Here is a 13,846-nt window from a genome sequence, read left to right as displayed (position 1 = left end):
ATGAGCACCCAAAATTTACTCCTCGAACTCTTTGTCGAAGAACTGCCACCTAAGGCACTGAAGAAAATCGGTGCAGCGTTTGCAGAAACCCTGCAAGCCTCGTTACAAGCACAAGGCTTGCTGTCTGCTGATAGCGTATTGACCGCGTTTGCTTCGCCACGTCGTCTCGGCGTGCACCTGACCAAGGTGCTGGAACAAGCCGACGACAAAGCCGTCATGCAAAAACTGATGCCAGCTGCAGTCGGCCTCGGCGCAGACGGCAAAGCCACACCTGCCCTGCTGAAAAAACTGGCAGCACTCGGCGCGGATGAATCCGCAGTCGCAGGCCTGAAACGCGAATCCGATGGCAAAGCCGACGTGCTGTATTTCAACAGCACCATCACCGGCGTCATGCTGAGTGATGGCTTGCAAAAAGCATTGGAAGAAACCCTGGGCAAACTGCCTATCCCGAAAGTCATGGCTTACCAATTGGCCGATGGCTGGGAAACCGTGAACTTCGTGCGCCCTGCACATGGCCTGGTTGCGATGTATGGCGCAGATGTCCTGCCGATCTCAGCACTCGGTCTGCGCGCGGGCTGCACCACGCATGGTCACCGCTTCGAAGCAGGCATAGACCCGGTCTATATCCGTAATGCCGATAGCTATGCGGCGCAAATCGCCACCGAAGGTGCGGTCATCGCCAGCTTCGCCGAACGTCGCGCAGAAATCGTGCGTCAGCTCGCAGTCGCTGCAGCCGAAGCAGGCAGCAATCTGACTCCGATTGAAGATGAAGCCTTGCTGGATGAAGTCACCGGTCTGGTGGAACGTCCGAATGTACTGATCGGTCAGTTTGAAGAAGCCTTCCTCGAAGTACCGCAGGAATGCCTGATCCTGACCATGAAGGCAAACCAGAAGTACTTCCCGCTGCTCGATAGCAAAGGCAATCTGAGTAATAAATTCCTGATCGTTTCCAACATCCGTCCGGCCGATGCCAGCACCGTCATCGGTGGTAACGAACGCGTGGTACGTCCACGCCTGGCCGATGCAAAATTTTTCTTCGACCAGGATCGCAAGAAGACACTGGCGTCACGTGTCGCTGGCCTGGATAAAGTCGTTTATCACAACAAGCTGGGTACCCAAGGCGAACGTATCGCCCGCGTGCGTGCCATCGCGCAGGCAATCGCTGGCAAGCTCGGTGTCGATGCCCAACAGGCAGACACCGCCGCGCAATTGGCCAAGGCCGATTTGCTGACCGATATGGTCGGTGAGTTCCCCGAACTGCAAGGCATCATGGGCCGCTACTACGCGCAGCATGACGGCCTGCCTGCAACCGTTGCTGACGCGATAGAAGATCATTACAAACCACGCTTCGCCGGTGATGAATTGCCGCGCAATCCGGTCGGCATCGTGGTCGCACTGGCAGACAAACTGGAAACCCTGGTCGGCCTGTTCAGCATAGGACAGGTACCTACCGGTGATAAGGATCCGTTTGCCTTGCGCCGTCATGCACTCGGCATCATCCGTATGCTGATCGAAAGCAAGCTGGACATCGGTATCAATGACCTGATCGCCGCCGCCGAAAAACCATTCAATGGCTTAAGTGCAGAACATCGCGGTGCCCTGCTGACTTTCATTTTTGATCGCCTCGCGAATGCCTTACGCGAACAAGGTTACAGCGCACAGGAAATTGATGCAGTACTGGCACTGCAACCGCAACGCCTGGCCGATGTCGCTGACCGCCTCGCAGCGGTACGCGCGTTTGCTGCATTGCCGGAAGCTGCCAGCCTGGCCGCAGCGAATAAACGCGTAGGCAATATCTTGAAGAAGGTAGAAGGTACGGTTGCTGCGCAAGTCGATACAGCTTTGCTGAAAGAGCCAGCCGAAGTGGCGCTCAACCAGACGCTGACTACGGTCAAACCGCAAGCAGAGGCTGCATTTGCGCGCGGTGACTATACTGCCTCGCTGCAGGCACTGGCTGCCCTGAGAAATCCGGTCGATGCCTTCTTCGATGGCGTGATGGTAAATGCAGAAGATGTCGCCCTGCGCAATAATCGCCAGGGCTTGCTCGCAACCCTGCATCAGGCGATGAACCAGGTTGCAGATATTTCCAAACTGGCTGCCTGATTGAAACTACATGCCCGCTCCGCTGAAGTGCTGCATCGTATTGGAGGTGCGGCATGCCAGCTACATTGAAAGGTGATCCGATGAAACTGGTTATCCTCGATCGTGATGGCGTCATCAATCAGGACTCGGACACCTTTATCAAAACACCGGATGAATGGATACCCATACCCGGTTCACTGGAAGCGATCGCGCGCCTGAATCAGGCTGACTATCGCGTAGTGGTGGCGACCAATCAATCCGGCATCGCACGCGGCATGTTCAACATCATGGCGCTGAATGCAATCCATCAAAAGATGCATGCCGCCGCACAATCGGTCGGTGCTGAAATCGATGCAGTGTTCTTTTGCCCGCATGCTCAGGATGACCACTGCGATTGTCGCAAACCCAAACCTGGCATGCTGCACACCATCGCCAAACGTTACGACGTCAGCCTGAAAGGCTTGCCGCTCATCGGCGACTCCTTGCGCGACTTGCAGGCCGGCTTTGTGGTGGGGTGCGCACCGTATCTGGTGCTGACCGGCAAAGGTGAAAAGACCCGTGAAAAAGGCGGCTTGCCGCCCGGCACCACCAACTATCCTAACCTTGCCGCAGTGGTCGATCATTTGCTGAAAGCGCCTGCGCTTACTTACGCCGTTTAAACTATTGCCGTTATAAAAATCTGGAGACTTAATGTCACGCGCTATTTTGTTTTTGCGTTCCCTGTTGTTTGCACTGATCATGCTGGTAGCAACGCTGATCTGGGCCCCAGTCTGCTTCCTGGCTGCGCCGCTGTCGTATAACCAGCGCTATTACATTACTTCGCGCTGGAATGTGTTCATCATCTGGCTGGCTAAAGTACTGTGCGGTATCCGCTATGAAATCAAAGGCATGGAAAACCTGCCGGACCAGCCTGTGATCCTGCTGTCCAAACACCAATCCGCATGGGAAACAATTTTCCTGCTGTGCAAGATGCCACGTCCGCTGGTCTTCGTCTTCAAAAAGGAATTGCTCTACGTGCCTTTCTTCGGCTGGGCACTTGGCTTGCTGCGCATGATTCCTATTGACCGCAATAACGGCAAGGATGCATTCGCCCAGGTAGTAGTGCAAGGCCGCAAACGCCTGGCCGACGGTCAATGGATCATCATGTTTCCGGAGGGCACACGCATTCCGGTCGGCGAACGCGGTCGCTACAAAGGTGGGGGCGCGCGTCTGGCAGTCGAAACCAATACCGTGGTCGTGCCTATCGCACTTAATCCAGGCCATTGCTGGGCCAAGAACTCCTTCATCAAGAAACCTGGCCATGTGACCGTTTCCATCGGCAAGCCTATGTCGCCGGAAGGATTAACTGCTGTCGATTTAATGCAGCAAGTCGAAAATTGGATAGAATCTGAAATGCGGGTGATTTCACCTGCAGACTACCCTGCAACATCCAAAACTGAATCTACCCAATAACGGCCCGACTATCCTTGAAGCTGCTACGTCAATCATCGCCGGATCCACAACAGCTTGCGCTGCAACTTGATTTTTTTTCGTCCGATTTTTCATCGCAACCGAAAGTAGATCATCCTGCACCTGAGCGCACGCCTGGATCGCTGCTGCCCAGCCTGCCGCTGTCGAATGGCGATGCAAACGCTCCGGTACCTCATGGCAAGCGCCGCGTACATGTCGGCGAGCACATCCTGGATTACACGCTGGTGCGTTCCAAGCGGCGCTCTATCGGCTTCATGATCGACGATGATGGCTTGCGTATTACGGCACCTAAGTGGGTGACGCTGACCGAGATTGAAAATGCGATTTGCGAAAAGCAGCGCTGGATTTTTACCAAGCTAAACGAACGGCGCGAACATTCGGCACGTCGTTTGCAACCGCAAATGGAATGGCGCGACGGCGCGACCCTGCCCTACCTCGGGCACGATATAACCTTGCGCATACTCGGCACCCAGGCCGCAGGTATCGTCTATAACGCCGATACCAAAGAGCTGACTGTATGCCTGCCGGGCGATGCGGCTGAACGCCAATTAAAAGACCGGGTACAAGGCTGGCTGCAACTGGAAGCCAAACGCATTTTTGCCGAACGCCTGCCGGTCTACGCAGAAAAACTGAACGTCAGCTATCAATCCTTTGCGCTGTCATCGGCGATGACGCAATGGGGATCGTGTACTGCAGATGGAAAGATACGCCTGAACTGGCGCTTGATACATTTCGCGTTGCCACTGATCGATTACGTGATTGCGCATGAGTTGTCGCACCTGCGTGAAATGAATCACAGCCCGCGCTTCTGGGCGACGGTGCAATCGGTATTCCCTGAATTTGTCGCGGCGAAAAAAGCCTTGCGCGACCACGCTCCCGAGACGTTGCCTATCTTTTGATAGTTGGCTCAAGCGCTTGCCTGCTTGAGCCATATCAGCATCAGAACTTGTCTGTGCTTTCCCATTCCTTGCGTTCTATCAGTTCGACTTTATAGCCGTCCGGATCTGCTACAAACGCAATCACGGTAGTACCGCCCTTCACCGGACCCGCTTCGCGTGTCACGTTACCGCCACCTGCTTTGACATCCGCGCAGGCTTTATACGCATCAGGCACGGCAATCGCGATATGACCGTAAGCCGTACCCATCTCGTATTCATGCTGGCCGTGGTTATAGGTCAGCTCCAGCTCTGCGTGCTCTGGATTGCTGCCGTAGCCGAGATAAGCCAGCGTATATTTGTATTCTGTGTTTTCCACCTGACGCAGCAATTTCATGCCGAGCAGTTTGGTGTAAAAATCGATAGAACGTTGCAGGTCGCCGACGCGCAACATAGTGTGCAGAATGCGCATGTAGTTCCTCTTGGAATGTAAAAGTTGAAGTGTCGATTTTATGCCGATCTGGCATTTCTTGCCGACGACAACGCAGTTTGCAGGCGTTGTTACAGCCGATTCGCCAGTGCGACGTATTGCTCCAGCGGTATGATTTCCGGACGGGCCTGTGGATCGACACTGGCTTCCAGCAAATCACTTTCAGTAAACATCCCGGACAAGCAATTGCGTATGACTTTGCGGCGTTGCGAAAAAGCCTTCAGAACGACCTGCTCCAGTTTGGCCTGATCACAAGGCAAAGGGTTAGGTAACGGAATCATGCGCACGATCGCAGAGTCGACGCGTGGTGGTGGATCAAATGCAGTCGGTGGCACCACAAACATCAGTTCCATGTGGTAACGCCATTGCAGCATGACCGACAAGCGGCCATAAGTTTTGCTGCCCGGTTCGGCCACCATGCGTTCGACCACTTCTTTTTGCAGCATGAAGTGCTGGTCCTGCACATGCGGTGCCATTTCAGCCAGATGGAATAGCAAGGGACTGGAAATGTTGTACGGCAGATTGCCGACCACGCGCAACTTGCTACCCGCAGGTACCGGAATGCAGGAAAAATCAAACTGCAAGGCATCAGCAGAATGAATGATCAGGCGTTTTGAATCGAAATTTTTCTTTAAGCGTTCAACCAGATCACGATCCAGTTCGACCACATGCATCTGCTCCACGCCTTCCAGCAGCAAGCGTGTCATCGCGGCCAGTCCGGGACCGATTTCCACCATCGTATCCTTGGGCTGCGGATCGATTACGCGGATGATGTTGTACAGCACGGTGTCATCGGTCAGGAAGTTCTGACCAAAGCGCTTGCGGGGAATATGTTTCATGAATTAAACGCTTCTGGCCAAAACGGAGTGGCCGGTTATTTCTTCTATAAGGGCGAGCTACGCGTGGCAGCCGCCATCTGCGCAGCTATGCGCATGGCTTCCAGCATACTGCCATGGTCAGCATGCCCCAGTCCGGCAGCGGCCAGATCCAGTGCAGTACCGTGATCTACCGACGTACGTATCAGCGGCAAACCCAAAGTGATGTTCACACCCAGGCCGAAGCTGGCATATTTCAACACAGGCAAACCCTGATCGTGATACATCGCGAGTACGCAATCAGCATCTTCCAGGTACTTTTGCTGGAACAAAGTATCGGCCGGGTATGGGCCGCGCACATCAAAACCGCGTGCCTGAGCAGCCTGCAATACCGGGGTAATTACTTCGATTTCTTCACGTCCGAGGTAGCCACCTTCACCGGCATGCGGATTCAATCCGGTCACCAGTATCCGTGGCTGCGCGATACCAAATTTGTTTTGCAGGTCGGCGTGCAGGATATCAAGGATACCCGTCAGGCTGTCGGTGGTAATCGCTGTGGCGACATCCTTTAAAGCCAGATGTGTGGTTGCCAGCGCTACGCGCAAAGGCTGCGGTGTGGCATTCGTGGCCAGCATCATGACCACTTGTGGTGTCGCTGTTTTCTCGGCCAGATATTCGGTATGACCAGTGAATGGCACACCTGCATCATTGATAGTGCTCTTTTGCAGCGGCGCGGTGACGATGGCATCAAACCATCCCTGTTGCGCACCGTCTATTGCAATGTCCAGCGTTTGCAAGACGTAACGACCATTCTGCGCATCCAGCTTGCCCGGCACCACATGCGCAGCAAGTGGACAATCAATCACGGCGATCTGGTCACGCGGAAAATCCGGTATGCCGCTGTTGCGTACTGCCTGCAGCGAGAGCGCAGACAAGCGGATCGCAGGATTGATGGCAGCAGCCGTCATCGCCAGGAAGGCAGCGTCGCCTATGAGTATGCTTTTTACATCGGCACGCAATTCCCATGCAGCCCGGATCGAAATCTCAGGGCCTATCCCGGCAGGCTCGCCACTTGTAATGGCGATAGTTGGTCGCTTACTCACAAGCTACCCACGGCATGGAAACAGCGAAATTGACATTATTGTTGATCATCCAGACGATATTCAACATAGGCACGATCACGCACCTGACGCAACCAGTCTTGTGTTGCTTCTTCAACCTTTTGCTCACGTATGGCCTGACGTGCAATCATGCGTTGACGTTCTTGCGATACGTCGTCGCTCTTGCGCTCCGTCACCAAAATCAAATGATAACCAAACGGTGATTCGATCGGTTCACTGACCTGACCGATAGGCAAGGCATCCATCGCGCGCTCGAATTCAGGCACGGTATCACCCGGATAAATCCAGCCCAGGTCACCGCCCTTAGCTGCGGAAAAATCATTCGAATACAGTTTAGCCAATTCTTCGAAGGTTGCAGCCTTGTTATCCAGGCGTTGCTTCAGTTCCAGCAGTTTGCGGCGCGCTTCGGCAGCGGACACAACCTGATTCACTTTGATCAGGATATGGCTGGCGTGCGTTTGCTTTACTGCCGCTACCGCAGGCGCCGCAGCACCAGCTGCACCACCATCTTGCGCACGCAATACGCTTTGTGTGCGACGACCCAGCAACTTCAGGATATGAAAACCATTACCGCTTTTTACGATAGGCGCAATCTGCCCATCCTGCAAGTTAGCCGTTGCATCAACGAATAACTGCGGCAAACGATCTGCACTACGCCAGCCCAACTCACCACCGGTCAAACCATCGGTACCATCGGAGTAGACGGTAGCAAGTTTGGTGAAGTCAGCACCGGCATTCAGTTGCGCCACGACTTCATCGGCACGACGCTTGCTGTCTGCCAATTGCTGCTGCGTTGCATTCTCAGGCACGCGGATCAGGATTTGCGCGATATGCAATTCCTGTGGTGCTGTGGCAGCTGGCGCATTATGTGCAGCCATGTAGGCATCGATTTCTACATCCGATACCTGAACGCGGTTATCAACTTCACGTTCGCGCAGACGCTGGATCGCCATCTCATCACGAATTTCATTGCGAAATTTCGAATACACCAAGCCATCTTCTTCCAGGCGCTTGCGGAACTCAGGCATGCTCAATTTATTTTGCTCGGCGATACGGCTCATCGCACGGTCCAGCATGGTGTCATCTATCTTGATGCCGGTTTCTTTGGCCTGCTGCAATTGCGCGCGTTCGACGATCATGCGCTCCAGCAATTGGCGTTGCAATTGTTCGCGCGGAGGCAAGTTACCGCCCTGACTTTGCAGCCTTGCTTCGATCATCTTGTAACGCTCAAGGAAATCGTAACGTGTGATGACTTCGTTATTCACTACCACGATGATGGCGTCAGCCAGCCGCGGCTGCACTGCTGGAGCCTGGCCTTGTGCCTGCACATGGGCCATCACGCCGCAAGTCAAACCCAACAAAGTCAGCGCATGCTTCGCATGTTGCAACGATTTTTGAATAGTAAACATAGGACGGATATGACTCATGATTTAACTTAGTATTTCGCTTAATAGCTGCTACGGTTGGGAGTAGTTCCCAATTCCTGATAGCCAGGAATGCTGGTACGCAACGCTTGCATTGGATCGGAACCCAACCTGGTCAAACCACTCAACTCAAGCTGGAAAAAGAGGGTCGATGTCGACCTGCCAGTAGCCGTCGGAATACGCTGTGCGACAACACGGAAAATCCAGCAATCAGCTTTGTATTCAAGACCCATCAAACCTTCGGACAAACCACGCGCAGGTGGCGCTGTCAACGGAGCGAAACCAGGACGATTGGCATAGTCGTTAGGCAAGGAATAATTCAGACGGCCCACGCCATACCAACGATCTGCTATCGGCCATTGTCCCGATACGTCAATCTGACGCAAGGCATTCGGTACGTCGACGCGATAAGTCAGGTTCAACACCTTCTTCGGTTCAGGCCGCCAGCTCAAACCGGCATTGCCACGGATAACCGAATTCTGATTCGCGCTGTATTGCACATTACCTTCGGTCCGCAGCGCATTCGAAATCTGCAGCGTGCCGGATGCCAGCCAGTCCGGCTTGCTTTTACCCGTCGTTGGCGTTCCCAGTGTGACAAGTTGCTCAGAAAAATAAACCCTTTGAGCCAGCGCAACACGCAAACGTTCCGTCCCGCTTTCCTCGATGTAACGTGAGACCATCGCAGCGGTCAACTGGTTCGAATCGCTGATCCGGTCATTCCCGATAAAGCGGTTTTCGCTGAAAATTTGCGCAAAGCTCAAATCAGCTACTGCGCTGTCAAAGATAGGGAACTGGCTTTGATCACGGTAAGGCGTTTTGACGTAGAACAAACGTGGTTCCAGTGTTTGCGTCATGGCTGAGCCAAAGAAGTTCGCATCACGCTCAAACACCAGTCCACTGTCCAGCGAGAAAGTAGGCAAGGCACGGTTATATGTGGCACTAGCATTATTGTTACCCGGATCCTGCACACTATAGGTCGCCGCATTCAGCGAAACCTTGGGCGTAATAAAGTAGCTGGGACGGACTATAGGATACGAAATACTAGGATTGACGACATAGCGCTCACCACGCACCATAGTCGGATGCCAGAAGCGGGTCGCCTCCAGATTCGCGTTCCAGTCGAAACCATTCACGTCCTGACGAGCTGCAGTCAAAGTAAATTGCGGCAACCGGTCGTAAGGCCGGGTAATCGGTGCGGCCGGATCTTGCAAGACCTGATAATTCGATGCACGCGCAGTAGCACTCCAGAATGTACTAGCGTAAGTAAAGTTCAGGTCACGCAACAACAAACGCTGGGTACTGATAGACAAATTCCGTGAAAAATCACTGGGGTAATTGTCATCCGACGCCGCATTGATGTTCCAGTTCATCGTCGTTTCTGGACTGAACTTTTGCGCATGTACCGATGCAATAGACCAGCGATTGGTCTTGGTTTGCGTATCGTTAGGCAGGAACTCCGCTTTGGTTTCACCGGCGTACGTGCTGTCCATATAGCGTGCATCTGCGCCCAGCATCATGCCGCGACGAGCGATATACCGGGGCGTCAATGTCAGATCGCGATTCGGTGCGATATTGAAATAGTAAGGCACTGAAACTTCGAAACCACCTGTACTGGTCGTACCCTGCGTAGGCGCGAGGAAACCTGATTTACGCGCAGCAGACAAAGGGAAGGACATCGACAGTGCGCCTATGATGGGCACACCCTTAAAGTAAATAATCGGTGCTTCAGCATTACCGACTTCGCGCCCGGTATCCAGCTTCAGAGTACTGGCTTTCAGATACCAGTCAGGATTTGGACCTTCGCAAGTACTGTAAGTACCATCGGTAATCAGCGCCCTATCCTCGGATTCAAAATCAATACGCTCCGCCTTGCCCTGCCCATTGCTTTCCAGCATATGGTAGGTCGGATTGGTGACATAGCCGACACCCGAATCCATCTTGAGTCGCATCTTGTCGCCGGTATAACGGTCGCCAAAACGCGTCATTCGTATATTGCCGTTTAACTCGACTTCATCTTCAGCCGCCCAGTAAGTCGCATGATCCGAATTGACCGTGGTTTCGCCACGGATAATTTCGACATCCCGCTCCAGCACCAATTCCCGATCCGGGCGTCCGGTCATTTGCTCCGAGCTGATCCGCGTTTCATCCTTGCGATCTTCCGCCTTGGCAGCTTGGGGATTGGTCTGGGCGACAACCAAGGACGGCGCAGAAGCCGCTGCTATCACTGCGGCCACAGTTGTGAACAAACGTTGAGGACGGCGTAAAGGGAAAGGCCAGGTCATGAAAATATAGTTTTGAGTACCATCGCTGGCGATTTTTCGAATTTAATCCCTTATTATATGGGAACTCACCGCCCATCAACCGGATTACCTAGGCTTGCTTCATGTCTTTATATACAACACCCGCCTCCGCTGACGACCTGCGTCTGCCGGAACTGAACAAATGGCTCGCCTCTTTACCTGCTCCTGCTCTAAAACTGGACTCCCTGCGCCCGGCTTCCTCCGATGCAAGTTTTCGCCGCTATTTCCGTATAGACGGGGCAGATGGCGCCACTTTTATCGTGATGGACGCCCCGCCGCCGCAGGAAGATGTGCGTCCATTTATCCAGGTAGCGGGGATTTTCGGCGAAACCGGCGTTTCGGTGCCCGCCATTCTGGCACAGGATATCGAACAAGGTTTCCTGCTGCTGAGTGACCTAGGTTCTACCACTTATCTGCAATTATTGACTCCAGACAATGCTCATAAGCTGTATATCGATGCGATAGACGCGCTGGTACACCTGCAAATCCATAGTAAACCAGCCGTTTTACCCGAGTATGACCGCACCCTCCTGCTGCGCGAATTGATGCTGTTCCCGGAATGGTATGTCGGCAAGCATCTCGGTCTGACCATGACAGAAAAGCAAACTGCCACGCTGAACCAGGTCTTTGAACTGCTGCTGGCAAATAACCTGGCACAAGCCCAGGTTTATGTGCACCGGGATTACCACTCGCGCAACCTGATGGTGCTGACACAAGGCAATCCCGGCATCCTCGATTTCCAGGATGCGGTATTCGGCCCTATCACCTACGACCTTGCCTCCTTGCTGCGCGATGCCTATATCCAGTGGGATGAAGAAATCGTGCTGGACTGGGCCATCCGTTACTGGGAACGTGCCAAACACGCGGGCTTGCCAGTCAATCCTGATATCGATGGCTTCTACCGTGATTTTGAATTCATGGGCCTGCAACGCCACCTCAAAATACTCGGCATCTTCGCCCGCCTGTATCACCGCGACGGCAAGGACGCTTACCTGAAAGACTTGCCGCTGGTGATGGAATACACCCGCAAGGTCGCCTACCGCTACAAGGAACTGGCACCGCTGGTGAAATTGCTGGATGAGTTGGAAGACAAGGCACCGCAGGTCGGCTATACCTTCTGAGCCAGGCACTGAATTTTCAAGCAACACGCTCTCCCAGCCTGCCGCCAAACATGGCCATGCAGGCTGCTTCCAGAACCTATTAGCGAAATGCGAACACCATGAAAGCGATGATATTCGCAGCCGGGCGCGGCGAAAGAATGCGCCCACTTACAGACACTTGCCCCAAGCCATTGCTGACGGTACGCGGACGTCCGCTCATCGTCTGGCACATCCTGAACCTGGTCCGAGCCGGCATCACGGACATCGTGATCAATCACGCACATCTGGGCAATCTGATAGAAGAAACTCTAGGCAACGGCGAAAAATTCGGGGCAAAAATCAGCTACTCGGCTGAAGAGACTGCACTGGAAACCGCAGGAGGCATAGCCAAGGCACGTCATCTGCTGGGTGATGAACCTTTTGTCGCCCTTGCAGCCGACATCTACTGCCCCCATTTCAATTTTGAACAAGTAAAAAACGTACTGGAAGACAGCGATGTCTGGGGCAACCCCTACCCGGTTGATCAACGCGATGTAGCATGGCTGTATCTGGTGAAAAACCCTGCGCACCATCCACAAGGTGATTTTGCGCTGCACAGCTTTTCAGTGGCCAACGAAGGAGAAGCAAAGCTGACCTTCTCCGGCATAGGTGTGTATCGCCCTTCGATGTTTGATTCGATCACATCCGGTGAATCGGCCAAGCTGGTAACGCTACTGCGCGAATATGCGGCGCGTGGGCAGATCGGTGGAGAACTGTATCGCGGCGACTGGACCGATGTTGGCACAGCCGAACGACTGGCAGAACTGAATGCACCTTTGACAGGACACTACAAATGAAACCTTATAGCGACAGACGCGCAGCACTGATTGCACAAATGCAGGCCAAAGGTGGCGGTGTCGCCATCATTCCAACTGCACCGGAAGTCATGCGCAATCGCGATGCCGACTATCCGTATCGCCACGATAGTTACTTCTACTATTTGTCCGGCTTCACGGAACCGGAAGCTGTCATCGTGCTGGTCGCTGGCGCCAAAAATCAAACGATATTGTTCTGTCGCGAAAAGAATATGGAACGCGAAATCTGGGATGGCTTCCGCTACGGTCCCGATGTCGCGCGCACCACCTTCGGTTTTGATGCTGCTTATCCGATAGAAGCGCTGGATACCGAACTACCGAAGCTGATGGCAAATGCACCCGCGCTGTTCTACGCACTCGGCAGCGACAACAAACTCGATACACAAGTACAAGGCTGGCTGCAAAGTGTCCGTGGACAAGCACGTGCAGGCGTCACGCCACCTAACGCTGCATACGACATCCATGTCCTGCTCGATGAAATGCGCCTGATCAAGGATGCAAATGAAATCGACATCATGCAGCGCTCAGCCGATATCGCTGCCGCTGCACATCGACGCGCAATGCGCATCGCACGCCCTGGCTTGCGCGAATACCACCTGGAAGCGGAAATCCTGCATGAGTTCCGCAACAACGGCTCGCAATTCCCGGCCTACGGTTCCATCGTCGCCACCGGAGCCAATGCCTGCGTACTGCACTACCGCGCCAGCGATGCAGAGTTGAAGGACGGCGATCTGGTCCTGATCGATGCTGGTTGCGAACTGGATAGCTACGCATCCGACATCACACGCACCTTCCCGGCCAACGGAAAATTCTCCGGCCCACAAAAAGAGTTATATGAAATTGTGCTGGCATCGCAAGATGCTGCGTTTGCAGAAACACGTCCGGGCAAACGCTTTATGGATGGCCACGACGCAGCAGTTAAAGTGCTGGCGCAAGGCATGCTCGATACCGGCCTGCTCGACCGCAACAAGGTCGGCTCACTCGATGATGTGATTGCGAGCCGTGCCTATAGCCAGTTCTATATGCATCGCACCGGCCATTGGCTGGGCATGGATGTGCATGATGTCGGGGAGTACCGCGATGCAGCACCGAATGGCGCAGACAAACCATGGCGTACTCTGCAGCCAGGCATGGTGCTGACCGTGGAGCCAGGTATTTATGTGCGTCCTGCAGAAGGTGTACCGGAAAAATACTGGAACATAGGCATACGCATAGAAGACGATGCACTGGTCACTGCGAGCGGCTCACACATCCTGAGTGCTGCCGCACCCAAATCCGTGGCCGATATTGAAGCGCTGATGAAAGACTGATCCGA

General features: G+C 53.9%; 12 protein-coding genes. 7 read left to right on the top strand and 5 right to left on the bottom strand.

The genetic code is table 11. The features are described from left to right. The 4 genes from glyS (at nucleotide 1) to IXC47_RS07615 (ending at nucleotide 4,451) form a co-directional block, all read left to right on the top strand. Complete coding sequence (gene glyS / locus IXC47_RS07630) at nucleotides 1-2,103, top strand: glycine--tRNA ligase subunit beta (RefSeq protein WP_195875171.1); 2,103 nt, start codon at nucleotides 1-3, stop codon at nucleotides 2,101-2,103. Nucleotides 2,104-2,183: 80 nt separating this feature from the next. Then, entirely contained in the window at nucleotides 2,184-2,741 is a 558-nt protein-coding gene (gene gmhB / locus IXC47_RS07625; RefSeq protein ID WP_195875218.1) for a D-glycero-beta-D-manno-heptose 1,7-bisphosphate 7-phosphatase, read from the top strand. Nucleotides 2,742-2,772: 31 nt separating this feature from the next. Further along, complete coding sequence (locus tag IXC47_RS07620) at nucleotides 2,773-3,534, top strand: lysophospholipid acyltransferase family protein (RefSeq protein WP_175627023.1); 762 nt, start codon at nucleotides 2,773-2,775, stop codon at nucleotides 3,532-3,534. Nucleotides 3,535-3,548: 14 nt separating this feature from the next. Then, the gene (locus IXC47_RS07615) at nucleotides 3,549-4,451 is read left to right on the top strand and encodes a M48 family metallopeptidase (RefSeq protein ID WP_175627022.1); all 903 of its coding nucleotides are present in this window, start codon (nucleotides 3,549-3,551) and stop codon (nucleotides 4,449-4,451) included. Nucleotides 4,452-4,491: 40 nt separating this feature from the next. Here the strand turns inward: IXC47_RS07615 and gloA are convergent, their stop codons facing one another. The 5 genes from gloA to IXC47_RS07590 all read right to left on the bottom strand — a co-directional run bounded on the left by gloA (nucleotide 4,492) and on the right by IXC47_RS07590 (nucleotide 10,559). After that, entirely contained in the window at nucleotides 4,492-4,899 is a 408-nt protein-coding gene (gloA, locus tag IXC47_RS07610; RefSeq protein WP_175627021.1) for a lactoylglutathione lyase, read from the bottom strand. Nucleotides 4,900-4,988: 89 nt separating this feature from the next. After that, nucleotides 4,989-5,756, bottom strand: a complete 768-nt coding sequence (gene rsmA / locus IXC47_RS07605) for a 16S rRNA (adenine(1518)-N(6)/adenine(1519)-N(6))-dimethyltransferase RsmA (protein WP_195875170.1) — start codon at nucleotides 5,754-5,756, stop codon at nucleotides 4,989-4,991. Nucleotides 5,757-5,800: 44 nt separating this feature from the next. After that, nucleotides 5,801-6,835 carry a 4-hydroxythreonine-4-phosphate dehydrogenase PdxA gene (gene pdxA, locus IXC47_RS07600; protein ID WP_175627019.1) on the bottom strand — a complete coding sequence of 345 codons (1,035 nt, stop codon included), beginning with the start codon at nucleotides 6,833-6,835 and terminating at the stop codon, nucleotides 5,801-5,803. A gap of 35 nt (nucleotides 6,836-6,870) precedes the next feature. Beyond that, a complete protein-coding gene (locus IXC47_RS07595; RefSeq protein WP_230089444.1) occupies nucleotides 6,871-8,262 on the bottom strand; it encodes a peptidylprolyl isomerase in 1,392 nt (463 codons plus the stop codon). Nucleotides 8,263-8,300: 38 nt separating this feature from the next. Beyond that, nucleotides 8,301-10,559: an LPS-assembly protein LptD gene (locus tag IXC47_RS07590; protein WP_195875168.1), complete on the bottom strand. Its 2,259-nt coding sequence runs from the start codon at nucleotides 10,557-10,559 to the stop codon at nucleotides 8,301-8,303. 101 nt (nucleotides 10,560-10,660) lie between these two features. Between IXC47_RS07590 and IXC47_RS07585 the strand changes: the two genes are divergently transcribed. The 3 genes from IXC47_RS07585 (at nucleotide 10,661) to IXC47_RS07575 (ending at nucleotide 13,841) form a co-directional block, all read left to right on the top strand. After that, nucleotides 10,661-11,698, top strand: coding sequence for an aminoglycoside phosphotransferase family protein (locus IXC47_RS07585; RefSeq protein WP_195875167.1), 1,038 nt, complete (start codon nucleotides 10,661-10,663; stop codon nucleotides 11,696-11,698). Nucleotides 11,699-11,796: 98 nt separating this feature from the next. After that, nucleotides 11,797-12,513 (top strand): N-acetylmuramate alpha-1-phosphate uridylyltransferase MurU, encoded by a 717-nt coding sequence (murU, locus tag IXC47_RS07580; RefSeq protein WP_175627015.1) that lies wholly within the window; start codon nucleotides 11,797-11,799, stop codon nucleotides 12,511-12,513. Beyond that, nucleotides 12,510-13,841: an aminopeptidase P N-terminal domain-containing protein gene (locus IXC47_RS07575; protein WP_175627014.1), complete on the top strand. Its 1,332-nt coding sequence runs from the start codon at nucleotides 12,510-12,512 to the stop codon at nucleotides 13,839-13,841. Before murU ends, IXC47_RS07575 begins: the two co-directional genes overlap by 4 nt. Nucleotides 13,842-13,846 lie beyond the last annotated feature (5 nt).

The sequence above is a fragment of the Herminiimonas contaminans genome (genome assembly GCF_015645465.1).
GTDB lineage: Bacteria > Pseudomonadota > Gammaproteobacteria > Burkholderiales > Burkholderiaceae_D > Oxalicibacterium > Oxalicibacterium contaminans.
Note: the sequence above shows the minus strand (reverse complement) of the source record. Positions and strands in the feature narration are given on the sequence as shown.